Here is a 22078-nt window from a genome sequence, read left to right as displayed (position 1 = left end):
CAGGCAGCAGCACTTATCGCCGACACGGCAATCTTCACGCTGCGGTTAAGACCGGGACTTAAGCAATTTCGGTCTTGACCTTCCAATGGTTGGAGGCTGCACGATCTTGCTTGATACCCGTTTCGTCAATGCAAGGCGGCAGAAATGAAGGACCAAGCGAAGAACCGTTCGTCCGTCGACAAATTATTCGGCTCGCTGATCGCGGAAGGGTACGTTTATGCAGATGATGCCGCGGACCTCGATGATGGTGCCGACATACGGATTCGTTTGGGCTTTCTCCAGACATTGATGTTGGCGACCAGAAGCAAGGTGGCCGCATAATGCGGAAAGGGGTCAAGTGTTCGGATAAAGTCGAGCTTCGCCATCTCCGCTATTTCGTGGCTGTGGTCGAGCATGGCAGCTTTCGCAAAGCAGGAGCTGCGGTTGGACGGTCGCAAGCTGCAATCAGTCGGTCCATTGCCAAGCTGGAAGACGAGATTGGCGCCTCCTTGTTTCACCGGCATACATGGGGCGTATCGCAAACCTATGCCGGCCAGCGATTCCTCGTACACGCCCGCAGGGTCATCAGGACTGTTGGAGAAGGCGCTCGAGAGGTTGCCTCCGCAGGTCGTTCTGAAAAGGGACGTGTCCGGATCGGTATTTATTCCTCGATCGCTTCCGGCTTTTTGGCGGAGTTGCTGGAAGTTTACGGCAGGCGACATAGCGCGGTGAGAATCGAAGTGGCTGACGGGAACCCCGCAGAGCATGTCGCAGCGATCCGGCAACTCAATCTCGACGTCGCCTTCATCACTGGAACACGAGACTGGCCGGATTGCGAACGCGTCCTCTTGTGGTCGGAGCGTGTGTTCGTGGTCTTGCCTGACCATCATGCCTTAGCCAACAGGGAGGAAGTCGTATGGCGCGATCTGGCCGACGAGTCCTTTATCGTCAGCGAGACTGCTCCGGGACAGGAAATTTACGATCATCTGGTGCGGCGGCTGGCGGATCTCGGCAGGCATCCCGAGATCCAGGTGCAATATGTCGGTCGGGATAATCTGGTGCCGCTTGTCGCCCTCGGCCGAGGGCTGACTTTGGTGAGCGAAGCCATCACCGTCGCACAATTTCCGGGTGTGGTTTACCGACCGATCCTCGGCGAGGTTCTGCCCTTTTCGGCCGTCTGGTCGGCGAGCAACGACAATCCCGCCTTCCGTCGCTTTCTCAGTCTGGCGAAAGCAATGGCCGTCAGACCTGCGACTTCGGAGACAGGACGGAGCGCCGTGCTTTCGTGAACCCCCTGTCAGTGGCGATAAAGCGCTCCAACATTGGCACGATCAGCCTGACAGGATCAGCGGCGGGTTGGCCGGTCTCGCGGGCCAGCACCTCGGCATAGGTCGCAAGATCGCGATGAAGCGGCCCCGGCAGCTCTACCGTAACCTTGACGGGCTTGTCCTCGACGATGGGACCGAGTTTCAGTTTTGTCATGCTCAACCTCCTGCGGGCTCGAATACCAGGTCGCGGGTCACAATAATCCTGACCGGAAAGCCGGGCCGGATGGTGAGCGTCGGCGCGACCTGCAATTGGCGCTGGACGATCTGCTGCCCGGCCTGATTGACGGTATCCTGTGCGCCGTCGCGAATGGCGCGGATCAACCGGTCCTCGTCGCTGGTCGCCAGCTCTGTACCGACCGCGAGCAGTGTGGAAAGCCCTGCCGCTTTCATCAGATCCCACCAGTGATAATCGACGCCATCCTCAAGCCCGGCGTAACCGGAAGCGTCCGCGCCCGGCAGGCGCTCCAGAACGATGGAGCGGCCGCCCGGCAGGATCAGGCGATTCCACACCAGCAGGACGCGGCGCTGGCCGAAGGTCACGCCGTCATCATATTGGCCGATGATGCGCGTTCCCTGCGGGATCAGAAGCAGCGAGCCGGTCGGGCTGTCATAGACGTTTTCGGTGACCTGCGCGGTGATCTGGCCCGGCAGATCGGAGCGGATTCCGGTGATGAGTGCGGCCGGAATGACGGCTCCAGCCTGAAGGATGTAGGGCGATGCCGGCGGCGTGACGCGATCTGGCGCAACCGTCTGTCGGTCGACCGGGCTATTGAGGAAAGCCGCGTGCCTGTTCTGCCCTGTGCCGTCCGGCTGCAAGCCTATCCCGGCTATTCCTGGCATGGCCGTTCCCGCTGTCCCGCCAGAACGCGACCCGGACTGGAAGAACACGTTGCTCAAGCGCGCGGCCTCTTCCTCGGCGCGGCGGCGCTCCTCTTCGGGATCGACGGCTGGTGTGGTGATTGCCGGAGGCGCGACTGGCTGCCCCCGGTTCTGCGCGTCGAGGATCGGACGGCCAAGGTCGCCCGGCAATGCCGGTCCCAGGACGGGGCCGGTATAGTCGCGCGGCAGACCGGCGAGGCCGTCAGCCGTGGGTCGGTTTTCGGTCGAATAGAGTTCGCCGCCACCCGGCCCCGCATCGCGGGTCTGGAGCGCATAGATCAAGGTTCCGGCGATGCCGAGAAGCGCGACCGCGCCAACGCTTGCCAGCAACTTTCGGGACAGGCGGGTGACACGAGGCGGCTCGGCGCGCAGGCGCATGGGGGCGGCGGTATCGGTATCGCTCATGACGACGATCCTCCCGTGGTCGTGCTGGCTGGTTCTGCTGCGGCCTGCGTCGGGTTGATGCGGACGATCCTGACCACTTGCTGCCGATCGCCGCTGCCAAGGCGCAGTTCGGCCGCACCGAACAGGCGGTCCACGATCAGGACATTCTGGTGGACACGGCTGTTGACGATCTGCGTTTCTCCGTCCGACCCGATGACGAACAAAGGCGGCATTTCGCCCTGCACGATGCCGCGCGAGAAAATGACATAGACGCGGCGGCCATCGTCGAAGACGGAGAGCGGCCGCCATGGCGGGCTGTCGCCCCGCACCTGCAATCCGTAGCGATAGTTCCGCGCCGCCTCGGCGGGGATGATGGGCGCGGCGGGCGTGGTGGCACGGCTTCCCGCCGGCGCCGCGGGATAGGCCCATGCGACGGAAGGCATGTAGAGCGATTCCCGCGCGCGCAGCTCGATCATGTAGGTGCGCCGGTCGGTGGTCACGACAAGGTTGGTGGAAATGTCCGGGCGTGTCGGCTTCACGAGGATGTGGACGCGGCGGTTCGCGCCCGAACCGGATTCGGTGTCGCCAATGATCCATCGTGTCGTATCCCCGGCCGCAATAGGTCCCGCGCCGGTCAGGCTTTCGCCCGGCGCCAGCGCGATATTTGTGATCTGGCCGGGGGCCGCATAGACCTGATAGAGCGCGCCTTCGCTCCACGGATAAATCTGGATGGCGTTGTAATAGCCCTCACGGCGAGGTTCGACACGGGCGGCGGCATTGGCGTTTTCGACACGGCCGTCCGGAGTGCTGGCAGCAGTTCCGCCCCGCGCGACCGTCCAGGCCGGCGGCGTGTGAAGCGGCCGGGGCCGGTCGTCGGTGGCGACCGTCTGCACGGTGGGCAGCGGCGGCACGTCGGCGTCATAGTTGAATTGCGGCGTCCGGTTGGTCGCGCAGCCGGCCAACATGGTCGCGGAAAGCAGCAAAGCCGCGAAAGCGGGTTTACGGAAAACCGGAAAACCGGCTCTACGGAAAGTCGTGCGGGTCATTGGCTCATCTCCCGCGACCATGAAATTGCGTTGATGTAGATTCCCAGCGGATTGGCGCGTAATCGTTCGGCATCGCGCGGGGGCTGGATCACGACAGTCAGGATCGCGGTCCATCGCTCGGTCGTGGAAAGCTGGCCGTTCTCGAAATGGCGTTCGGTCCAGGCGACGCGGAAACTGTCCGGCGAAGCCCGGATGACGCTCGACACCTCGACGGCGATCTGCTGGCGGCCGACCTTGGTGAAGGGATCGTTGGCCCGCGCATAATCGTTCAAGGCCGCCGCGCCCCGGTCGGTGGTGAACTCGTAAGCCCGAAGCCAGTTCTGCCGGACGATGATCGCGTCCGCCGGGATCGCGCGGACCTGCTCGATGAAGCGGCCGAGATGGAAGGCGATCTGCGGATCGGTCGGGCGATAATCGGCGTTCGCGGGCGCGACAGCCTGCGCCTGACCGAGATTGTCCACCTGCACCACCCAGGGCACGACGGTTCCACGCGCCGATTGCCAGACGAGCGCGGCGGCAAAGCCGGCCGAGAGGATCAGACAGCCGAACGCCATATAGCGCCAGTTCTTCGCCTGCACGCGGGCCGAGCCGATGCGTTCGTCCCAGACCTGTGCGGCTTTTTGATAGGGAGTCTCGGGTTCCGGCACCTTGCCGTAATGGGTCGTCGGTCGTTTGAAGATGTTCATGTGCGGTCACTTTCGGAAAGGCTGACGGAGGAGCCGCCGCCGTGGCTGTCGCCGGATCGGACAGCATGAGCAGCAGCCGTGACGCCGTGGCTCATGGCCCGGCCACGCCGCATCTGCTGCGCCCAGGCCGGCGGCCCATCAGGGGTTGAGGGGGTTGACGGCGCAGGCGACGAATCTCTGCCGACGGTGCCCATGGTCGACGTGCCGCCGGATGCCGCGAATCCGGCTTTCGCACCATCGGAATAGCTGGATTTCAGGCTGTCGCTGGCGCGGGAGGCGGCGCGCTTGAGTGGTGAAACGGCGGCGGAGGCTCCGGCGCGCGCCACACCGCCAAGGCCGGAGGCGACCCCGGCCGTGCCGGACCCGCCCAAGGAGCCGAGGGTATAGGCGGACGAAGCCGCACCGGCGGCCGAGGCACCGCCGCGGGCAAGTGCTGCCCCGCCCGAGAGTGCGGCTGCGCCACCCCGCGCCGCGAGCATGGTCGCGCCACCGGCTGCGATCGCAGCGCCGCCAACCGCAAGGCCAGTCCCGACGGCGGCGCCGGCACTGAGTTGCGGGCCTCCGGAGACGAGGCCGGTGGCGATGCCGGGGCCGAAGATGCCGAGGCCGAGAAGGGAAAGGGCTGCCAGCACGATCGCCATGGCGTCGTCGATTGTCGGGGTCGCACCGCCGAAGCCTGCGGTAAACTGGCCGAAGAGCGTGGAGCCGATGCCGATGATGACGGCGAGGACCAGCACCTTGATACCGCTGGAGATCACATTGCCCAGCACCCGCTCGGCCATGAAGGCGGTCTTGCCGAACAGGCCGAATGGAATCAGCACGAAGCCGGCCAGCGTGGTCAGCTTGAACTCGATCAGCGTGACGAAAAGCTGGATTGCCAGGATGAAAAAGGCCAGCACCACCAGCGCCCAGGCGAACAACAGGCACGCGATCTGGATGAAGTTCTCGAAGAAGGCGATCCAGCCCATCAGGTCCGAAATAGATTCCAGCAGCGGGCGACCGGCGTCCAGCCCGGTTTGGGCAACGCGGCCGGGGCGCAGCAGATCGGCAACCGAGAAGCCAGTGCCGGACGCCATGAGCCCGAGCCCGGCGAAGCTCTCGAAGACGATCCGTGCGAGATTGTTCCAGTTGCTGATGAGATAGGCGAAGACGCCGACGAACAGCGTCTTTTTCACCAACCGCGCAATGATGTCGCCGTCGGCGCCCCAGGCCCAGAACAGTGCGGCGAGCGTCACGTCGATGACGATCAGCGTCGTGGCGATAAACGCCACCTCGCCGCCGAGCAGGCCGAAGCCGGAGTCGATATAGCTGGTGAAGATGCCGAGAAAATTATCGATGACCCCCGTTCCGCCCATGGCTCACGGTCTCCCGTTCTGTGCGGGGGTCGCTGGCGCGGGTGTCTTGCCGAGGAAGCGATCGCGGGTCTCGGCCCAGGTTCGGAGGCAGTCGGCATCATTGGCCGCCGCCTCGCCCAATGCCTGGCAACGCCGCTGTTCCAGACGCAGCGGATCGGTGGCGGGCTGAAGCGCTGGGACGGAAGGTGCTGGCGCGGGGCCTTCCTCACGCGACATCTCGATGATCGCCGCCGTGATGGCCACGGCCACGAACACAATGGCCGCGATCCGGGCCAGCACCTTCCCCTCCATACTCCGCCTCCTTTCCTCAGTTGAACATTCGCGCGTTGCCGGGCTGATAGCCTGACCCCGGCGTCAGGAAACGCTCGCGCTGAATGCGTCCCTGTTCGGCTGCCGTGGCGCGTTCGGCCTCGGTCAAGGCATTCGCCCGGCCATTGGCCGAGATGACAGCGATCAGGTCCGAAAGCTGCTGCGACTGGAGGGCGAGAAGCTGGTTGCCAGCCTGGGTCGCCTGAAGCGCGCCGGTCGCCCCCTGGCTTTGGCCGACAAGCTCCGACATTTGCGTGCGATTGCTGTCGATATTGCCGACGACGCCGGCCTGGACGCGCATGGCGTCCTGCAGGCCGCCGACGGTGTTTTCCCAGCGCGAGCGCGCATCGGCGATCATCTGGGTGTCGGTCGCGGTCAAAGACAGCTTGCCGTAGTCCTGCTGGAACATCTGATCGATGTTCTGAACGTCGAACGCAATGTTCTGGGCCTGCCCGAGAAGCTGCTGGGTCCGCTGGACGTTCTGCTGAAGCGCCTGAAGCGAGCTGTGAGGCAGGCTCGCGAGATTGCGGGCCTGGTTGATCAGCATCTGCGCCTCGTTCTGAAGCGAGGTGATCTGGTTGTTGATCTGCTCCAGCGTACGGGCGGCGGTCAGCAGATTCTCCGCGTGGTTGGTCGGATCATAGACGATCCGGCCGAACCCGCCGAAGAAGGCATGGGCCGGGGTGATGAAGTCCGGCGCGAGCGCCAGCGGCGCGGCAAGCGAAAGGGCGAGCGCCGAAGCGCTGGCCATGCGGGAAATCCGGGTCTTTGTGCGCGTCATGGGGTACTTTCCTCTTCTTCCAGGGTGAGCTCGAACGCGTCCTCATCGAAAATGACGGACGGCAGATCCTCGCTTTCGGTCGCGAGATTGCTGAGGTCCGGGATCAGTTCTGCGGCCCATTCGACGCCACGCGCCTTGAGCCAGGCGGCGAGGAACCCGTCGCGGCCATGCTCGGTGAGGATTTCGCTGATCAGGGCCTGATCGGATTTGGCCGATGCGGCGCAAAGCGCCAGCCCGACTTCCGACAATCCGAGGTCAAACAGGCGGTTGCCGCGCCGCGACTGGCAGTAGTAGTCCCGCTTGGGCGTGGCCCGTGCGAGGATCTCGATCTGCCTGTCATTGAGGCCGAAACGGCGATAGATCGCGGTGATCTGGGGTTCGATGGCGCGCTCGTTGGGCAGCAACAGCCGCGTTGGGCAGCTTTCGATGATCGCCGGCGCGATGGCTGAATTGTCGATGTCGGACAGTGACTGCGTGGCGAAGATGACGCTGGCGTTCTTCTTTCGCAGGGTTTTGAGCCATTCCCTGAGTTGGTCCGCGAAGCCTTCGTCGTCGAGCGCCAGCCAGCCCTCGTCGATGATCAGCAGCGTGGGCCACCCGTCTAGCCGGTCGCCGATGCGGTGGAAGAGATAAGAGAGGACCGCGGGCGCCGCGCCGGTCCCGACAAGGCCCTCGATTTCGAATGCCTGCACGTCTGCTGAACCAAGATGTTCGGTCTCCGCATCGAGCAGCCGGCCATAGGGACCACCGACGCAATAGGCGCGGAGCGCCTGTTTCAGATCATTCGACTGGAGCAGCACGGCGAGGCCGGTGATGGTGCGTTCCCCGACCGGGGCGGAGGCGAGCGAGGTCAGGGCCGTCCAGATGTGCTCCTTCACCTCCGGGGTGATCTGGATGTTCTCGCGCGTCAGGATCGCCACGATCCAGTCGGCGGCCCAGGCGCGTTCGGCCGTCTCGTGAATGCGCGCCAGAGGTTGCAGCGAGACGGATGTTTCGGAAGCGTCGGTCAGCTCGCCACCAAGATCGTGCCAGTCACCTTGCATCGCGAGGGCGCAGGCCCGGATCGAGCCGCCGAAATCGAAGGCAAAGACCTGTGAGCGCGCGTAGCGCCGGAACTGCAAGGCCATTAGCGCCAGCAGCACCGATTTGCCGGCACCCGTCGGCCCGACGACAAGCGTATGGCCGACATCGCCGACATGGAGGGAAAACCGGAACGGGGTCGATCCTTCGGTCCTGCCATACAGCAGCGGGGGCGCGCCGAAGTGATCGTCCCGTTCCGGTCCCGCCCACACGGCGGACGAAGGGACCATGTGGGCAAGGTTGAGCGTCGAGACCGGCGGTTGCCGGACATTCGCATAGGCATGTCCGGGCAAGCTGCCGAGCCAGGCGTCGACGGCGTTGACCGTTTCGACCATGACGCTGAAATCGCGGGACTGGATGATCTTCTCGACCAGCCGCAGCTTTTCGTCGGCGCGGCGGGCGTCCTCGTCCCAAACGGTGACGGTCGCCGTGACATAGGCCATGCCCGCCATGTCGGCGCCAAGTTCCTGCAGGGCCATGTCGGCATCGGCCGCCTTGTTGGCGGCGTCGGTGTCGACGAGCGCGGATTGCTCGTTGGTCATCACCTCTTTCAGGATGGCGGCAATCGACTTGCGCTTGGCGAACCACTGGCGCCTGATCTTCGTCAGCAGCCGGGTCGCATCGGTCTTGTCCATGAGGATGGCGCGGGTCGACCAGCGATAGGGAAAGGCCAACCGGTTCATTTCGTCGAGCAGGCCGGGGGTGGTGGTTGCCGGAAAGCCGGTGATCGTCAGCACCCGGAGATGCTGATTGCCCAGGCGCGGCTCCAGCCCGCCGGTCAGCGGCTGATCGGCCAGCAGCGCATCGAGATAGGTCGGGGTTTCGGGCACGCGGACGCGATGCCGGTTGATCGAAATCGTCGAATGCAGGTAAGTCAGCGTCCCGGCGTCATCGAGCCAGCGGCATTCCGGCATAAAACCGTCGAGCAGCGCCAGCACGCGGTCGGTGCGGTCGGCAAAGCCGCGCACCAGTTCCCAAGGGTTCACGCTCGACGTTTCGCGGCCCTCGTAAAGCCAGGACTCGGAGCGGGCGGCATCCTCGGCGGGCGGAAGCCAGAGGAAGGTCAGGAAATAGCCAGAGACGAAATGGCTGCCTTTCTCCTCGAAATCGGCCTTGCGCTCGGCATCGACCAGCGCCGATGCGGGATCGGGGAAGCGGCTCGCCGGATAGGTGGCGGCTTCCGACCGCTGTGCTTCGACGAAGATCGCCCAGCCGGAGCCGAGGCGACGGAAGGCATTGTTAAGGCGGCCAGCGACCGCGACCAGCTCGGCCGCGACGGCGGAATCCAGATCGGGACCGCGAAACTTCGCGGTGCGCTGGAACGAGCCGTCCTTGTTGAGGACAACGCCGAAGCCGACCAGCGCTACCCAGGGAAGGTAATCGGCGAGGCGGGATGCGGTACGGCGGTATTCGGCGAGATTCATCATGGGCTTCCTCACACCGAAAGATGACCGGGGATGCGGAGGTGGCGGCGCGCGACCTCGACGAAGAGCGGATCGCGCTTGGCGGCCCAGACGGCGGCGATGTGACCGACGGCCCAGATCAGGATGCCGGCCAGCCAGAGCTGGAGGCCGAGGCCCACGGCTCCGGCCAGCGTGCCATTGAGGATCGCGACGGAGCGTGGCGCTCCGCCAAGCAGGATCGGTTCGGTCAGGGCGCGGTGAACCGGCACACTGAATCCCGGAACCGCGTCGAGCGCCTCGAAACTCACCGCCATCAGACCAGCGCTCCGCCGCCGAAGCTGAAGAACGAGAGGAAGAAGCTGGACGCCGCGAAGGCGATGGAGATACCGAAGACGATCTGGATGAGGCGACGGAAGCCGCCGCCGGTATCGCCGAATGCGAGCGTCAGGCCGGTGACGATGATGATGATCACTGCCACGATCTTGGCCACCGGGCCTTCGACGGATTCAAGGATGGATTGCAGCGGCGCTTCCCAGGGCATGGAGGAGCCAGACGCTTGGGCGGGGGCAGTCATCAGGCTCGCCCAGGTGAAGGCGGCGGCGGTCGCCAGATGATGACGGATACGAACGGCGCAACGGATCATGCAGGTTCTCCTGGAACGTGAGGGATTGAGGTGTCGGGAAAAGCGAGGGAAATCCGGTAATCGCCGTCGGGGCCGAGCCCTTCGACGCAGGCAAGTTCGGCCAGCCGGCGCGCGGAGCCGCGGCCAGCGAGGACGGCCACGAGGTCGATGGTCTCCGCGATCATCGCGCGCGGCACAGTGACGACGGCTTCCTGGATGAGTTGTTCGAGGCGGCGCAGGGCGCCGATGCCGGAACCAGCATGGATGGTGCCGATGCCGCCCGGATGGCCGGTGCCCCAGGCTTTGAGGAGATCGAGCGCCTCGGCGCCGCGCACCTCACCGATCGGAATGCGGTCCGGACGCAGGCGCAGCGAAGACCGCACCAGTTCCGACAAGGTGGCGACACCATCCTTGGTGCGCATCGCCACGAGATTCGACGCTGCGCATTGCAGTTCGCGGGTGTCCTCGATGATGACGACCCGATCCTGCGTCTTCGCCACCTCGGCGAGCAGCGCATTGGTCAGCGTCGTTTTACCGGTGGACGTGCCGCCTGCGACAAGGATGTTGGCGCGGGACGCGACGGCCGCGCGGAGCGTTTCCGCCTGATCGGCGGACATGATGCCGGCGGCCACATAGTCGTCTAGCGTGAATACTGCGACCGCGGGCTTGCGGATGGCGAAGGCGGGTGCGGACACGACCGGCGGCAGCAACCCCTCGAAGCGCTCGCCGGTTTCGGGCAGTTCGGCCGAGACGCGCGGGCTGCGCGCATGGACTTCGACGCCGACATGGTGGGCGACCAGCCGCACGATGCGCTCACCGTCAGCGGCGGACAGTATTTCGCCCGTATCGGCCAACCCTTCGGACAGCCGGTCCACCCAGATGCGTCCGTCCGGGTTCAGCATGACCTCGACGACAGACGGGTCTTGCAGCAGGGTTGAGATGGCAGGCCCGAGCGCTGTCCGGAGCATGCGCGCGCCGCGGTCCACATTTGCCTGTTTGTGGTTGATGCCTGGCATCTCGTCCCCGTTCCACCGGGGAGGCGAGAGACGATCCCCGGATGGGGATCACTAAAAGAGACACAAAACAGGTCGTTTCAACAAGTTTCGGTCGTCGTAGTAGTGTGGGATAAAATTACAGGAGAACGGCGGTGTGCCTGACCAGTCGGATGATCTGCAGGCACACCGGCATGCTCTCGACTGATTCGACCGGCCCGTGGCGTCAGGCCGCCTCGCCGGGACCGAGCCGACGTTCGCCCCAGGTGGTCCGCTCTCGGAAATCATGTCGCAAGTGGCTTAGCACTTGCGATAAAGTCTTGTGAAACGAATAGCTGCGACTTTCCGGGTGCAGCCGATCTATTGCGGGTTTCAGGAATTGCGCGAGATTGAGGCGCGCGCGCTCCATCTATAAGCAATAATTTCAACAAAACATGAAACGTTGAAATGATATGGACGAAAACGACGCGCTCGCGGGCTTCGCCGCGCTCTCTCACAAGGACCGCTTGCGGATAATCCGCATGTTGGTCGTCGCGGGGGCTGACGGCATGGCCGCTGGTGCCATCGCCGGCGCGCTCGATGATGCGCCGCCGTCGCGCGTCTCCTTCCATCTCAAGGAACTGGAGCGTGCCGGACTCGTGCAGGGGCGGCGAGATGGCAAGTCGATCATCTACAGCGCCAACTGGCCGGCGCTCTCCGATCTCGTCGCCTTCCTCATGCACGACTGCTGCCAAGGTCACTGCAAATATTGCGATCAAGCGATTGCCCTGTTCGCGAAATGCGAGGGCCGCCCAACCGGTACGATCCGCTGCGAATAGGACTGCCGATGCAGAAAGCCCTCGCCTTTGTTGAAAACAATCTCCTGCTGCTGGCCGTTGTAACGGCCGCGCTTGGCCTGCTCGTCCCTTCGCTCGGCATGGTCCTTGAAAGCGGCATAAGCCCGCTTCTGGCATTGCTGATGCTGGTCATCAGCCTGACATTCGACGCTCACGCCGTGAAGCTGGTTTTCCGGAAGCCGAGCCGGCAGCTTTGGGCGCTTGGCCTCGTCTATGGTCCCATGTCGCTCGCCGGATGGCTCACCGGGCGGCTGTTCTTCGGCTCTGGGCCGCTGGCCGCCGGTCAAACCCTTGTCGGCACTCTGCCGACTGACGTTTCCGCTCCGTTGCTGGTCCTGCTCGCACGCGGCAATGTCGCCCTCGCGGCGGTCCTCAATGCGGTCAACACAGTGCTTTCGCCCTTCATCGTGCCGATCCTGTTCCTGCTTCTCACCGGAATCGAGCTGCAAGTTCCCATCGGGGCGATCATCATGGAATTAGTGCTGATCGTGGTGCTGCCGACCGTGATCGGGGTCTACCTACGCACGCGATACCCGGAAGCGGTCGGCCGACACGATGGCCTCTATCCCTCTCTTGGTTCGGTGCTCTACCTGCTCCTGCTTCTGGCGGTCGTGGGTCCAAACGCCGAAACAATCCTCGGCTATGGCTGGTTCGCCCTCCTAATCGCGCTGGCCGCGCTCACGCTGAACCTGATCGGCTATGCGGTCGGGTCCATCGCAAAAGTCTTTGTGGCCGACCGGCAAGAGCTGATCGCCTACCTGTTCACGGTGAGCAAAAAGGAGTTCTCCATTGCGGCGGCGTTCGTAGCGGCGTCCGGGTTGCCCTCGGAAATCGCCGTGCCTGCCGCCTTCTTCGCTGTGATCCAGATGATTACGTCACCGATCGCCGCAAAGATTTTGGCATCGAGAGGCCCGGCGCTGCGGTGAGCAGTCATTAGGTTCTGGCTGGCAGCGGAGACAGGCTCTCTATTATCCTACAATCTGCGACCAGCCCGCATCCACACTGGTCTATCATCCTGTCCAGTTCCGACTTGAGCGCAGTTAGGTCTTCGATTTTTCGCTCGACTTCCTTCCGGTGCTCCTTTGCAATCGCATCAATCGCCGCGCAGGACTGCGAACGATCGTCGGCCAGCTTGAGAAACTCCCTGATCTGATCGAGCGAGAAACCAAGCTCGCGCGCACGCCTGATGAAGCTGAGGCGGTTGAGGTGGCCCGGCTCATATGCACGGTAGTTGCCATCGGTACGCGAGGGTGCGGGCAGGAGACCGTTCTTCTCGTAGAACCGGATCGTCTCGACCTTGGTCCCCGTTCGTCTAGCCAATTGGCCGATCATCAGAATTCTGTCGTTCATCTCTTGACCCTATAGTTACTACAGGGTCTATCTACAATGTCACATCGGGAAAGTCGAGGTGACATCATGGCGGCAGCGAGCCCTTACAGACTGCGTGTAGAAGGCATGGACTGCGCCTCCTGCGCGTTGAAAATTGAAACGGTGATGCAACGCCTGCCGGGCGTTAGCGACATTCATGTCAGCTACGCCAACGAGACGCTCGCATTGCAACTGGATGAGGACCGTACGGCTCTCGGCACCATTGAGCAAAAGATCCGAGCGCTCGGCTACACACCAGTGATCGAGCAGACCGAGGCAAAGGCGAGCCCACCTCGGAAACGCAGCACGGAGGCGTGGTGGAAAGGCAGCAAGGGTCGGCTTGTGCTCCTTACCGGCGCGTTGTTCATCCTTGCCTTCGCCCTCGCGCGTGTCCTGCCCGAATCGGAGCAATGGCTATACTCGGGCGCTGCATTGATCAGCATCATCCCGTTCGCGAGGCGGGCGGTCGCCGGCGCGATGTCCGGCTCCCCCTTCACCATCGAGACGCTGATGACGGTCGCGGCACTCGGCGCGGTCGCCATCGGCGAGGCCGAAGAAGCTGCTGTCGTGATCTTTCTGTTCGCAGTGGGCGAATTGCTTGAAACCGTGGCGGCCGGCCGTGCGCGCGCTGGCATTGAAGCACTGATCGATCTCGTGCCTCGGGCCGCGTTCCGCGAGCGTGATGGTGTTGTTGAGAAGGTCGCCGCAGAAGATCTGGCCGTCGGTGATGTTGTCGTTGTTCGGCCTGGTGACCGTGTGCCGTCTGACGGCACGGTGATTGACGGCGTTTCTGAGGTCGATGAGGCCCCGGTGACAGGCGAATCCGTGCCCGTGCTGAAAGAAGCCGGCGCAAACGTCTATGCCGGCAGCATCAATGCAAATGGCGAGTTGCGGGTGTCGATCAGCCATGTCGCGGCCGACAACACCATCGCCCGTATCATCCACATGGTCGAGGAAGCCCAGGAATCAAAGGCCCCGACGGCGCGTATGATCGACCGTTTCAGCCGCTGGTACACGCCGGGCGCGATGGTCGTCGCGGCTCTGATCGTTGTCGTGCCGCCGCTCGCCTTCGGCGGTGACTGGATGACATGGGTGTATCGGGGTCTCGCGACGTTGCTGATTGCTTGTCCCTGCGCGCTCGTGATTTCCACACCGGCGGCTATTGCTTCGGGTCTTGCCGCCGGTGCGCGTCAGGGACTGTTGATCAAGGGCGGCGCGACGCTGGAAACACTTGGCAAGGTCGTAACCGTTGCCTTCGACAAGACGGGAACGCTGACGCGTGGCCACCCCCAGGTGACGGACATTGTGCCGATCAATGGTGATGAGAACTCCGTCCTTGCCATCGCGGCGGCCGTCGAGCGCAGCACCAGCCATCCTCTCGGGATTGCAATCGTGGAGGCGGCAAAGGTGCGGGGGCTCGAACTGCCCGCCACCTTCGGGGGCGGCGTTGCCACACCCGGCAAAGCGGTCACAGCGCGGTTGAAGGACGGCTTCGCTTCGGTCGGGTCTCCCCGTCACGCCGCCGAACAAACGGGCCTCGAAGAGAGCATCGTTGACACGATCACCGGGCTGGAGAGCCAGGGCAAGACGGTCGTCGTGCTCATCAAGGGCAAGACCATCGAGGGATTGATCGCCTTGCGCGACGAGCCGCGCGACGACGCTATCGAAGGTGTGAAGCGGCTGACAGATCGCGGCGTGCGCCCTCTGATGCTGACCGGCGACAACAAGCGCACGGCCGACGCCATTGCGGCTCATCTCGGCCTTGAGGCGAGCGCCGAACTTCTGCCCGACGCCAAGCTCGCCGAGATCGGCCGCCTCAGGGCTGATGGACCGATTGCCATGGTGGGAGACGGTATCAACGACGCTCCGGCGCTCGCTGCTGCCTCCGTTGGCGTTGCCATGGGTGCGGGCACCGACGTCGCGCTGGAAACCGCTGATGCCGCGCTGCTCAGAAACCGGGTGACGGGTATCGCTGATCTCATCGGATTGTCGCAGGCGACGCTCGGCAATATCTGGCAGAACATCGCAATAGCGCTTGGTCTGAAGGCTGTCTTCCTCGTGACGACTCTATTCGGCATTACCACGCTCTGGATGGCCATCCTCGCCGATACGGGCGCTACTGTCCTCGTTACGGCCAATGCGCTGCGCCTGCTGACCTGGCGCGGCACCCGCGACAAATGAGCTTGAACAGTGCGCACATGCAGGTCGCGGCTTCCACTTCTCGCCAAGAAAGCCGAGGTATAATTTATGAGTAATCAGTCCCAGGGCAGTGCCAATTCATCCGAGAAGAGCGAACAATGGGCGCTCGCATGGGTACTTGCGATTAATACTGCCCAGGCAGCCATTGTGGGAGGATTAGGTTGGTGGGCTCAGTCAACAGGATTGATGGGCTCTGCACTCGATAATCTTGGCGATGCCGGTGTCTACGCCATCAGCCTTTTCGTCGTAGGTCGCGGTTTGGCGGCGAAGGTTCGCGTTGCGCGGCTGTCGGGTATGCTCCTGATAGTATTCGCCGGTTTGCTTCTGTTTGAGGTTGGCCGACGCTTCTTCACTGGCTCCGATCCGATCGGGCCGGTCATGATCGCCGTGGCAATCGCGAGCGCGCTTACGAATATGATCTGCATGTGGTTCCTGAAATCACATCGGGAAAGTGGCGTGCATCTGCAAGCCTCATGGATATTCACGACAAACGATATGCTCGTGAACTCGGCGATCGCTGTTTCTGGTCTTGCAGTAATTCTTTTCAATTCGCCTTATCCGGATCTGATCATTGGCTTGGGTGTGGTTGTAGTCGTTGTCAGAAGCGGCTTCGAAATCCTTGAGAAGGCCGGCGAAGCTGGAAAAGGAGAAAAGGAACATGACTAGTTTGCGAGCCCTATCCGCCGCCTTCCTTGCCCTTGCAGTGTCGATCTCTCCTGCTGTGGGTCACGACTTCCAAGCTGGTTCGATCACCATCAATCACCCGTGGTCACGCGCGACTCCGCCGGTCACGCCGGTAGCCGGCGGCTATCTGACGCTGACAAACGATGGCGATATGGCCGATCGCCTGGTTTCAATCTCATCACCTCTGTCAGACCGGGTGGAAATCCATGAGTCGACCGTGAGCGATGGGGTTGCCAGCATGAGGCCTGTGCAAAATGGCATCGAAATTGGAGCTGGCGAGACCGTCGAGCTTCAACCTGGCGGTATGCACATCATGTTCTTGAAGCCATCGCGCCCTTTGAAGGATGGGGAGCGGTTTGCCGCGACTCTTGTGTTCGAGCAGGCCGCTGCGATCGACGTTGAGTTCGTTGTGCAGAACATGGGCGCTCGTCCGGAATCTGCGAACGAACATGACGGACACGGAGAGGCTGTCCAATGAGCGGCGTCAAACTTTTCCGCCTTGTTGCATGGGTTGCCGTCGCCGCTGTCGGCGGGCTTTTCATCGGCCTGTCCGTATCCAAGCCTTGGCAACAGCAAACCGTGGCGGTCGCGTCCTCGACAGGCACGGCAGCCATCGGCGGCCCGTTCCAGCTCACATCCCATCGAGGCGAAACGATCGACAATGCTGCGCTGGCCGGAAAGCCTTATCTCGCCTTCTTCGGCTTCACCCATTGTCCCGATGTGTGCCCGACGACGCTCTATGAACTGAGCGATCTCATGAACGAGCTCGGGCCGGTGGCCGACCAGTTCAACGTCCTGTTCTTCACCGTCGATCCCGAACGGGACACACAAGAATTGCTGGCTCAGTACATGACAGCCTTTGATAACCGCATCCTCGCACTGCGGGGAAATCGACAGGAAACGGACGCTGTGGTGAAGGCCTTTGCGGCCTATGCGCGAAAAGTGCCTCTGGAAGGGGGCGAATACACAATGGATCATACCGCCGGCGTTTACCTAATGGATGCCGAGAGCCAATTCGTCGGCACGCTCGACATGCACGAGCCGCGTGAGATTCGATTGCAGAAGCTCCGCCGCCTGGCGGGCGAGATTGGCTGATGGAGTTCTCCAGTATCGGAATAGCGACGGCTTTCGCCGCAGGTGTCGTATCCTTCCTGTCGCCCTGCGTCCTTCCGCTGGTGCCGGGCTATATCTCCTACGTCGCAGGCCGCACGATTAGCCCGGATGGCACTGCGGCCGATGCCGAATTCAAGGCGGCAAGCCGAACTCTCGGCCTCAGCCTCTGCTTCGTGCTCGGCTTTACGACCGTGTTCGTCCTCCTTGGGGCCAGCGCAACCGTGTTGAGCCGGCTCCTGCGCATGTATCTTTTCGAAGCGAACCTGATCGGAGGCGTAATCGTCGTCCTCTTCGGTCTGTTCACGACAGGCCTCGTACCAATGCCCTGGCTCAATCGTGAAGCGCGGTTCCATGCCAATCCGGGCAGCGGAAGCGCCGGCGCGGCTTATCTCCTCGGTCTCGCTTTCGCGTTCGGCTGGACTCCCTGCATCGGACCAGTGCTGGGCGCGATTCTGACCCTGTCCGCCGCCAACGCCACGGTCGCAAGCGGAACGACGCTGCTCGCCGTCTACTCGCTCGGCCTTGGCCTCCCTTTCATCTTGGCCGCTTTGTTCATGCGCGGGTTCATGGCGCGGATGATGTCGATGCGCCGTACTGGCCGGGTGCTCAAAATCGTCGCTGGTGGGGTGATGGTGGTGATGGGCATCGCCATGATCACCGGCCATCTAACCAGCTTTGCGATATGGCTGCTCCAGACTTTCCCGGCCCTCGGCCGGATCGGCTAAGCCGGAGTTTAAAGGACATTTGGACATGCTCAGGCTCGGCCTTCCCATCGCCCTTGGCGGATTTTTCCTTGATCAGGCGACGAAGTGGTGGGTCCTGAACCATGTTATGAACCCGCCTCAGGTCATCCCCGTCACCGGCTTCTTTAATCTCGTGCTCGGCTTCAATACCGGCGTGAGCTTCGGATTGTTCGGCCAGGCGCCGGCTTGGCTCCTGATGGCGTTCACGCTCGCTATAGTCGCTGGCCTCCTTGTCTGGATCCATCGAAGCGACAGCCGCCTGACGGCATCCGCCCTCGGGCTCGTGGTTGGGGGGGCGCTCGGCAATCTGCTCGACCGGCTGCGGCAGGGTGCGGTGGCGGATTTCCTGGATTTTTACATTGGCAGCTATCATTGGCCCGCCTTCAACCTTGCCGACGTGGCGATTGTCTGTGGGGTCGGGCTTTTGCTGGTGGAGAGCGTTCTGGCACGAGGCAAAACAAAGGCTGCATGAACAGAAGTCCTCGCCAGCTATCCGAAACTATCGCCGCAAAATTCCCGGAACCTGCAACGTAGCGGGATTTAGAAGTAGTGCGACATGGCAATGGCTCGGGCGGGCTTAGCCGCAGCAGGCAGACGCTCTCGTCTGCTGCGCGCGATGCCTCGGCTTGCAGATTGCGGGGCGCGGGCTGAGACGCACAATCGTCCGGTCTTTCTCGATCTCGATTCCGGCCCCGTCATAGACCTGCATCGGCTCACCGGGCCGGCTCACCTCCCATGTCAACCGCGCGTCCGTGTCAAGCTGGACCCTGCTGCCGACCTTTCCCAAGATTGACCGGAACTTGGCGACGGTCATCGGCATGCTGCCTTCGGTCGGGGGAATATCCTCGACCTGCAAGACCGTCTCCCGCCACGCATCGGGATTGCCGCCGCAATCGAGCGTGACGAAGGAACCGGCCTTGACCTCCGTGATGTGATAGCCGGCCTGCACCTGCTGCCCGTCGCCATAGGCGAGCACAAGAACCTTGTCGGCATGGCCCTCCAAAATATCGAGGATCGCCCCGAGCGAGGCAACATCAGGAAATTCTGTGATTAAGGGGCTGGCGTAAGCGTTCATGTCCGTGTATCCATGATTCAACTACTCTTGAGATGTTGAGGCATACATGAACGAAAAGCAAGCCCTCTCTGCCTTCGCGGCGCTCTCGCAGGAAACCCGGCTGCGCATCGTGCGCCTGCTGGTGACGGCCGGCCCGGAAGGGATGCCGGCCGGCGCGATCGGGGAAGCGATGGACGGCGCATCGTCGTCGCGCATGTCCTTCCACCTGAGCCACCTTGAACAAGCCGACCTCATCGAGTCGCGGCGCGACGGGCGCTCGATCATCTACAGCGCCTCCTATCCGGCGCTGTCCGGCCTGCTCGAATTTCTCATGCGCGATTGCTGCCAAGGCCACCCGGACGTGTGCAACCCGGCAGTCGCCGCGCTGTCCTGCTGCAAACCGACGAAAGGCGTCACCCATGCCTGAGCCTATGGCCAATCACTCCGATAGAATCTTCAACGTGCTGTTTCTTTGCACCGGAAATTCCGCCCGCTCGATCCTTGCCGAAAGCATCTTGAACAAGGATGGTGCGGGTCGCTTCCGGGCCTATTCGGCTGGAAGCCAGCCCAAAGGCGAAGTGAACCCGCTCGCCCTGAAGGTACTCGAAAGCTACGACTACCCGGCTGAAGGCTTCCGATCGAAAGGATGGGAAGAATTCTCCGGCCCCGACGCGCCGGTGATGGATTTCGTGTTCACCGTCTGCGACAACGCGGCCGGCGAAGCCTGTCCGGTCTGGCCGGGCCAGCCGATGACCGCGCATTGGGGTATCGAAGACCCCGCCACCGTCGAGGGCACCGAGATTCAGCGCATGGCGGCTTTTGTCACGGCGTTTCGCTACATGAAAACCCGGATTTCGGTCTTCGTGGCCTTGCCCGTCGCCAGCCTCGATAAATCGTCGCTCAATATGAAGCTCAACGAAATCGGTCAATCCGAAGGGGCAGCCTCGCCCCGCTCTGGCGCGGCGTGAGGCAATCCATGGATGTCATTGTCTACCACAATCCCGATTGCGGCACCTCGCGCAATACGCTCGGCCTGATCCGCAATTCCGGCGTCGAGCCGCATATCATCGAATATCTGAAAACCCCGCCCTCACGGGCGCTGCTCGCGCAACTCATCGAGCGCGCCAGCCTGACGGCCCGCTCGATCTTGCGGGAGAAAGGAACGCCCTATGCCGACCTCGGCCTTGGCGATCCAGAATTGAGCGATGACGCATTGCTCGACGCCATGATGGCGCACCCGATCCTCATCAATCGCCCCCTCGTCGTCACCCCCCAAGGGGTCAAGCTCTGCCGACCGTCCGAAGCCGTTCTTGATCTGCTGCCCCCACAACGGGGCGAGTTCGTCAAAGAGGATGGCGAGCGGATCATTGACGAACATGGACGGCGCGTTGCTTCCGCCTGACTTTCAGCCTGCGATTGGAGAATACTGATGGCTTCCCTCAAGCCAGCTTCCCGCCTTGGTTTCCTCGACCGCTATCTGACGGTGTGGATTTTCGCCGCGATGGCACTCGGCGTCGTGCTGGGCACGATATTCACCGGCTTGCCGGAAGCTCTCAACGCCATGTCGGTCGGCACCACCAACATACCGATCGCCATCGGCCTGATCCTGATGATGTATCCGCCGCTCGCCAAGGTGCGCTACGAAGAACTGCACCGGGTCTTTTCCGACAAGCGAGTGCTGATCCTTTCGCTGGTACAAAACTGGATCATCGGCCCGACGCTGATGTTCGCGCTGGCCGTGATCTTCCTGCGCGACCACCCGGAATACATGACAGGACTGATCCTGATCGGACTCGCCCGCTGCATCGCTATGGTGCTGGTCTGGAACCAACTCGCGCGCGGCGACAATCAATATGTCGCCGGTCTGGTTGCCTTCAACTCGATATTCCAGATTCTGTTCTTCTCCACCTATGCGTGGTTTTTCCTTTCCGTCTTGCCACCCCTCTTCGGCCTTGAGGGCAGCGTCATAGACGTGAGCTTCTGGACCATTACCGAAGCGGTGCTGATCTATCTCGGCATTCCCTTCCTCGCCGGGTTCCTGACGCGCCGCATCCTCATCGCTCGCAAAGGCGCGGGCTGGTATGAGCACGAATTTCTGCCGCGCATCAGCCCCATAACGCTAGCCGCGCTGCTGTTCACCATTGTCGCCATGTTCAGCCTCAAGGGCGCGGACGTGGTGTCGCTGCCTCTCGATGTCCTGCGCATAGCCATTCCCCTGGCGCTTTATTTCGTCATCCAGTTCCTCATCAGCTTCGCGATGGGCCGGCTGATCGAGGCGGATTATCCGCGCACCACGGCCATCGCCTTCACCGCTGCCGGCAATAATTTCGAGTTGGCCATCGCGGTCGCCATCGCGGCATTCGGTCTCGCATCGCCGGTGGCCTTCGCCGCCGTCATCGGCCCGCTCGTGGAAGTGCCCGCACTGATCCTGCTCGTTCATGTCGCGCTCAGGCTCGGCGCGAAGTGGTTTCCCGAGAAAGGGACGCCCGTTGCCGTTCCGGCCGAGGCCAAGCCATGACGGTTTCCGACCTTCCTAATGTGGTCCGCGCGGTGCTCGACAGCCCATCGGCTGAACGCCTACGAACGACGCCCTCTGCTCATCCGCCGCGCATTCTCCTGCTCTACGGCTCGTTGCGTGAACGCTCCTATAGCAAGCTGCTCACGCTCGAAGCCGAACGGCTCCTCAACCACTTCGGCGCGGAAACCCGTGTGTTCGATCCGCACGGCCTGCCGCTGCCTGATGGTGCGCCCGTTGATCATCCGAAGGTGCAGGAGCTTCGGAAACTTTCGGAATGGTCCGAAGGGCAGGTCTGGACCAGCCCCGAACGTCACGGTGCCATGAGCGGAGTCCTCAAGGCGCAAATCGACTGGATACCGCTCGCGGTTGGCGCAGTTCGCCCCACCCAGGGCCGCACATTGGCCGTGATGCAAGTCTCTGGCGGCTCGCAGAGTTTCAACGCCGTCAACCAACTTCGCGTCCTCGGCCGCTGGATGCGGATGATCACCATCCCCAACCAGTCCTCGGTCGCCAAGGCATATCAGGAGTTCGACGAAGCGGGTCGAATGAAGCCTTCATCCTATTACGACCGGGTGGTCGATGTGATGGAGGAACTGGTGAAGTTCACGCTTCTGACCCGCGACGTCGCTCCTTACCTCACCGACCGCTACAGCGAGCGCAAGGAAACCGCCCAAAAGCTGGAAGAGCGTATGGCGCTCAAGCGCGTCCGGTGACGACAA

Annotated in this window: 28 protein-coding genes; 15 read left to right on the top strand and 13 right to left on the bottom strand. The window is 62.8% G+C overall.

Annotated elements, in window-relative coordinates:
* The first annotated feature begins 144 nt into the window (after positions 1-144).
* Both DKP76_RS19235 and DKP76_RS16105 read left to right on the top strand, forming a co-directional pair.
* On the top strand, positions 145-321 hold the full coding sequence (locus tag DKP76_RS19235; RefSeq protein ID WP_012092667.1) for a hypothetical protein: 177 nt from the start codon (positions 145-147) through the stop codon (positions 319-321).
* Positions 321-1268, top strand: coding sequence for a LysR family transcriptional regulator (locus tag DKP76_RS16105; protein WP_012092666.1), 948 nt, complete (start codon positions 321-323; stop codon positions 1266-1268). The genes DKP76_RS19235 and DKP76_RS16105 overlap by 1 nt, the downstream gene beginning before the upstream one ends.
* Here DKP76_RS16105 and DKP76_RS16100 read toward each other — a convergent pair.
* From DKP76_RS16100 to trbB, 11 genes are read right to left on the bottom strand one after another with little or no spacing between them, the layout of a single operon-like run.
* Positions 1222-1461, bottom strand: a complete 240-nt coding sequence (locus DKP76_RS16100; RefSeq protein ID WP_012092665.1) for a DUF2274 domain-containing protein — start codon at positions 1459-1461, stop codon at positions 1222-1224. The genes DKP76_RS16105 and DKP76_RS16100 overlap by 47 nt on opposite strands.
* Positions 1462-1463: 2 nt before the next feature.
* Entirely contained in the window at positions 1464-2591 is a 1128-nt protein-coding gene (locus DKP76_RS16095; protein ID WP_012092664.1) for a TraB/TrbI/VirB10 family type IV secretion system protein, read from the bottom strand.
* Positions 2588-3616 carry a P-type conjugative transfer protein TrbG gene (trbG, locus tag DKP76_RS16090; RefSeq protein ID WP_012092663.1) on the bottom strand — a complete coding sequence of 343 codons (1029 nt, stop codon included), beginning with the start codon at positions 3614-3616 and terminating at the stop codon, positions 2588-2590. The genes DKP76_RS16095 and trbG overlap by 4 nt, the downstream gene beginning before the upstream one ends.
* Entirely contained in the window at positions 3613-4302 is a 690-nt protein-coding gene (gene trbF / locus DKP76_RS16085; RefSeq protein WP_012092662.1) for a conjugal transfer protein TrbF, read from the bottom strand. The genes trbG and trbF overlap by 4 nt, the downstream gene beginning before the upstream one ends.
* A complete protein-coding gene (gene trbL, locus DKP76_RS16080) occupies positions 4299-5657 on the bottom strand; it encodes a P-type conjugative transfer protein TrbL (RefSeq protein WP_012092661.1) in 1359 nt (452 codons plus the stop codon). Before trbL ends, trbF begins: the two co-directional genes overlap by 4 nt.
* A gap of 3 nt (positions 5658-5660) precedes the next feature.
* Positions 5661-5948, bottom strand: coding sequence for a putative entry exclusion protein TrbK-alt (trbK-alt, locus tag DKP76_RS16075; RefSeq protein ID WP_012092660.1), 288 nt, complete (start codon positions 5946-5948; stop codon positions 5661-5663).
* A 16-nt stretch (positions 5949-5964) separates the two neighbouring features.
* Positions 5965-6747, bottom strand: coding sequence for a P-type conjugative transfer protein TrbJ (gene trbJ / locus DKP76_RS16070; RefSeq protein WP_012092659.1), 783 nt, complete (start codon positions 6745-6747; stop codon positions 5965-5967).
* Complete coding sequence (gene trbE, locus DKP76_RS16065; RefSeq protein ID WP_012092658.1) at positions 6744-9254, bottom strand: conjugal transfer protein TrbE; 2511 nt, start codon at positions 9252-9254, stop codon at positions 6744-6746. The genes trbJ and trbE overlap by 4 nt, the downstream gene beginning before the upstream one ends.
* 8 nt (positions 9255-9262) lie before the next feature.
* Entirely contained in the window at positions 9263-9544 is a 282-nt protein-coding gene (locus DKP76_RS16060) for a VirB3 family type IV secretion system protein (protein WP_012092657.1), read from the bottom strand.
* A complete protein-coding gene (locus DKP76_RS16055) occupies positions 9544-9873 on the bottom strand; it encodes a TrbC/VirB2 family type IV secretion system protein (RefSeq protein ID WP_012092656.1) in 330 nt (109 codons plus the stop codon). Before DKP76_RS16055 ends, DKP76_RS16060 begins: the two co-directional genes overlap by 1 nt.
* The gene (trbB, locus tag DKP76_RS16050) at positions 9870-10868 is read right to left on the bottom strand and encodes a P-type conjugative transfer ATPase TrbB (RefSeq protein ID WP_012092655.1); all 999 of its coding nucleotides are present in this window, start codon (positions 10866-10868) and stop codon (positions 9870-9872) included. Before trbB ends, DKP76_RS16055 begins: the two co-directional genes overlap by 4 nt.
* Positions 10869-11296: 428 nt before the next feature.
* Here trbB and DKP76_RS16045 point away from each other — a divergent pair, with 428 nt between their 5' ends.
* Together DKP76_RS16045 and DKP76_RS16040 are read left to right on the top strand one after the other, a co-directional pair.
* Positions 11297-11662, top strand: coding sequence for an ArsR/SmtB family transcription factor (locus tag DKP76_RS16045; protein ID WP_012092654.1), 366 nt, complete (start codon positions 11297-11299; stop codon positions 11660-11662).
* Positions 11663-11670: 8 nt separating this feature from the next.
* Positions 11671-12606: a bile acid:sodium symporter family protein gene (locus DKP76_RS16040; RefSeq protein ID WP_012092653.1), complete on the top strand. Its 936-nt coding sequence runs from the start codon at positions 11671-11673 to the stop codon at positions 12604-12606.
* A 7-nt stretch (positions 12607-12613) separates the two neighbouring features.
* Here the strand turns inward: DKP76_RS16040 and DKP76_RS16035 are convergent, their stop codons facing one another.
* A complete protein-coding gene (locus tag DKP76_RS16035) occupies positions 12614-13030 on the bottom strand; it encodes a MerR family transcriptional regulator (protein ID WP_012092652.1) in 417 nt (138 codons plus the stop codon).
* A 66-nt stretch (positions 13031-13096) separates the two neighbouring features.
* On the opposite strand from DKP76_RS16035, the gene DKP76_RS16030 reads away from it, so the two are divergent.
* From DKP76_RS16030 to lspA, 6 genes are all read left to right on the top strand, one after another.
* A complete protein-coding gene (locus DKP76_RS16030; protein WP_028034401.1) occupies positions 13097-15229 on the top strand; it encodes a heavy metal translocating P-type ATPase in 2133 nt (710 codons plus the stop codon).
* A 66-nt stretch (positions 15230-15295) separates the two neighbouring features.
* Positions 15296-15913 carry a cation efflux transmembrane domain-containing protein gene (locus DKP76_RS16025; RefSeq protein ID WP_012092650.1) on the top strand — a complete coding sequence of 206 codons (618 nt, stop codon included), beginning with the start codon at positions 15296-15298 and terminating at the stop codon, positions 15911-15913.
* Positions 15906-16409, top strand: a complete 504-nt coding sequence (locus tag DKP76_RS16020) for a copper chaperone PCu(A)C (RefSeq protein ID WP_012092649.1) — start codon at positions 15906-15908, stop codon at positions 16407-16409. The genes DKP76_RS16025 and DKP76_RS16020 overlap by 8 nt, the downstream gene beginning before the upstream one ends.
* Positions 16406-17026, top strand: coding sequence for an SCO family protein (locus DKP76_RS16015; protein ID WP_012092648.1), 621 nt, complete (start codon positions 16406-16408; stop codon positions 17024-17026). The genes DKP76_RS16020 and DKP76_RS16015 overlap by 4 nt, the downstream gene beginning before the upstream one ends.
* Entirely contained in the window at positions 17026-17769 is a 744-nt protein-coding gene (locus DKP76_RS16010) for a cytochrome c biogenesis CcdA family protein (RefSeq protein WP_012092647.1), read from the top strand. Before DKP76_RS16015 ends, DKP76_RS16010 begins: the two co-directional genes overlap by 1 nt.
* A 25-nt stretch (positions 17770-17794) precedes the next feature.
* Positions 17795-18259 carry a signal peptidase II gene (gene lspA / locus DKP76_RS16005; RefSeq protein ID WP_012092646.1) on the top strand — a complete coding sequence of 155 codons (465 nt, stop codon included), beginning with the start codon at positions 17795-17797 and terminating at the stop codon, positions 18257-18259.
* Between the two features lie 105 nt (positions 18260-18364).
* On the opposite strand, the gene DKP76_RS16000 is transcribed toward lspA, so the two are convergent.
* On the bottom strand, positions 18365-18862 hold the full coding sequence (locus DKP76_RS16000; RefSeq protein WP_012092645.1) for a DUF6428 family protein: 498 nt from the start codon (positions 18860-18862) through the stop codon (positions 18365-18367).
* 46 nt (positions 18863-18908) lie between these two features.
* Here DKP76_RS16000 and DKP76_RS15995 point away from each other — a divergent pair, with 46 nt between their 5' ends.
* The 5 genes from DKP76_RS15995 to arsH are packed head-to-tail and all read left to right on the top strand — an operon-like array spanning position 18909 to position 22072.
* Positions 18909-19268, top strand: coding sequence for an ArsR/SmtB family transcription factor (locus tag DKP76_RS15995; RefSeq protein WP_012092644.1), 360 nt, complete (start codon positions 18909-18911; stop codon positions 19266-19268).
* Positions 19261-19809 (top strand): arsenate reductase ArsC, encoded by a 549-nt coding sequence (locus tag DKP76_RS15990; protein WP_012092643.1) that lies wholly within the window; start codon positions 19261-19263, stop codon positions 19807-19809. The genes DKP76_RS15995 and DKP76_RS15990 overlap by 8 nt, the downstream gene beginning before the upstream one ends.
* An 8-nt stretch (positions 19810-19817) precedes the next feature.
* Positions 19818-20243 (top strand): arsenate reductase (glutaredoxin), encoded by a 426-nt coding sequence (arsC, locus tag DKP76_RS15985; protein WP_012092642.1) that lies wholly within the window; start codon positions 19818-19820, stop codon positions 20241-20243.
* Positions 20244-20270: 27 nt separating this feature from the next.
* Positions 20271-21359: an ACR3 family arsenite efflux transporter gene (arsB, locus tag DKP76_RS15980; RefSeq protein WP_012092641.1), complete on the top strand. Its 1089-nt coding sequence runs from the start codon at positions 20271-20273 to the stop codon at positions 21357-21359.
* Entirely contained in the window at positions 21356-22072 is a 717-nt protein-coding gene (gene arsH, locus DKP76_RS15975) for an arsenical resistance protein ArsH (protein WP_012092640.1), read from the top strand. Before arsB ends, arsH begins: the two co-directional genes overlap by 4 nt.
* Positions 22073-22078 lie beyond the last annotated feature (6 nt).

It is taken from the genome of Falsochrobactrum shanghaiense, assembly GCF_003149535.1.
Taxonomy (GTDB): Bacteria; Pseudomonadota; Alphaproteobacteria; order Rhizobiales; family Rhizobiaceae; genus Brucella; species Brucella shanghaiense.
This window is presented reverse-complemented; position numbering and strand designations above follow the sequence as displayed.

Coding starts and splice junctions, on each gene's coding strand:
- trbK-alt (WP_012092660.1), bottom strand. CDS start 5,948: ATGGAGGGGAAGGTGCTGGCCCGGATCGCGGCCATTGTGTTCGTGGCC.
- DKP76_RS16055 (WP_012092656.1), bottom strand. CDS start 9,873: ATGATCCGTTGCGCCGTTCGTATCCGTCATCATCTGGCGACCGCCGCC.
- DKP76_RS16095 (WP_012092664.1), bottom strand. CDS start 2,591: ATGAGCGATACCGATACCGCCGCCCCCATGCGCCTGCGCGCCGAGCCG.
- trbE (WP_012092658.1), bottom strand. CDS start 9,254: ATGATGAATCTCGCCGAATACCGCCGTACCGCATCCCGCCTCGCCGAT.
- trbF (WP_012092662.1), bottom strand. CDS start 4,302: ATGAACATCTTCAAACGACCGACGACCCATTACGGCAAGGTGCCGGAA.
- DKP76_RS16035 (WP_012092652.1), bottom strand. CDS start 13,030: ATGAACGACAGAATTCTGATGATCGGCCAATTGGCTAGACGAACGGGG.
- trbL (WP_012092661.1), bottom strand. CDS start 5,657: ATGGGCGGAACGGGGGTCATCGATAATTTTCTCGGCATCTTCACCAGC.
- DKP76_RS16100 (WP_012092665.1), bottom strand. CDS start 1,461: ATGACAAAACTGAAACTCGGTCCCATCGTCGAGGACAAGCCCGTCAAG.
- arsB (WP_012092641.1), top strand. CDS start 20,271: ATGGCTTCCCTCAAGCCAGCTTCCCGCCTTGGTTTCCTCGACCGCTAT.
- DKP76_RS16000 (WP_012092645.1), bottom strand. CDS start 18,862: ATGAACGCTTACGCCAGCCCCTTAATCACAGAATTTCCTGATGTTGCC.
- DKP76_RS19235 (WP_012092667.1), top strand. CDS start 145: ATGAAGGACCAAGCGAAGAACCGTTCGTCCGTCGACAAATTATTCGGC.
- DKP76_RS16060 (WP_012092657.1), bottom strand. CDS start 9,544: ATGGCGGTGAGTTTCGAGGCGCTCGACGCGGTTCCGGGATTCAGTGTG.
- DKP76_RS16045 (WP_012092654.1), top strand. CDS start 11,297: ATGGACGAAAACGACGCGCTCGCGGGCTTCGCCGCGCTCTCTCACAAG.
- DKP76_RS16040 (WP_012092653.1), top strand. CDS start 11,671: ATGCAGAAAGCCCTCGCCTTTGTTGAAAACAATCTCCTGCTGCTGGCC.
- DKP76_RS15995 (WP_012092644.1), top strand. CDS start 18,909: ATGAACGAAAAGCAAGCCCTCTCTGCCTTCGCGGCGCTCTCGCAGGAA.
- arsH (WP_012092640.1), top strand. CDS start 21,356: ATGACGGTTTCCGACCTTCCTAATGTGGTCCGCGCGGTGCTCGACAGC.
- arsC (WP_012092642.1), top strand. CDS start 19,818: ATGGATGTCATTGTCTACCACAATCCCGATTGCGGCACCTCGCGCAAT.
- DKP76_RS16105 (WP_012092666.1), top strand. CDS start 321: ATGCGGAAAGGGGTCAAGTGTTCGGATAAAGTCGAGCTTCGCCATCTC.
- DKP76_RS15990 (WP_012092643.1), top strand. CDS start 19,261: ATGCCTGAGCCTATGGCCAATCACTCCGATAGAATCTTCAACGTGCTG.
- DKP76_RS16025 (WP_012092650.1), top strand. CDS start 15,296: ATGAGTAATCAGTCCCAGGGCAGTGCCAATTCATCCGAGAAGAGCGAA.
- DKP76_RS16010 (WP_012092647.1), top strand. CDS start 17,026: ATGGAGTTCTCCAGTATCGGAATAGCGACGGCTTTCGCCGCAGGTGTC.
- trbG (WP_012092663.1), bottom strand. CDS start 3,616: ATGACCCGCACGACTTTCCGTAGAGCCGGTTTTCCGGTTTTCCGTAAA.
- trbB (WP_012092655.1), bottom strand. CDS start 10,868: ATGCCAGGCATCAACCACAAACAGGCAAATGTGGACCGCGGCGCGCGC.
- DKP76_RS16020 (WP_012092649.1), top strand. CDS start 15,906: ATGACTAGTTTGCGAGCCCTATCCGCCGCCTTCCTTGCCCTTGCAGTG.
- DKP76_RS16015 (WP_012092648.1), top strand. CDS start 16,406: ATGAGCGGCGTCAAACTTTTCCGCCTTGTTGCATGGGTTGCCGTCGCC.
- trbJ (WP_012092659.1), bottom strand. CDS start 6,747: ATGACGCGCACAAAGACCCGGATTTCCCGCATGGCCAGCGCTTCGGCG.
- lspA (WP_012092646.1), top strand. CDS start 17,795: ATGCTCAGGCTCGGCCTTCCCATCGCCCTTGGCGGATTTTTCCTTGAT.
- DKP76_RS16030 (WP_028034401.1), top strand. CDS start 13,097: ATGGCGGCAGCGAGCCCTTACAGACTGCGTGTAGAAGGCATGGACTGC.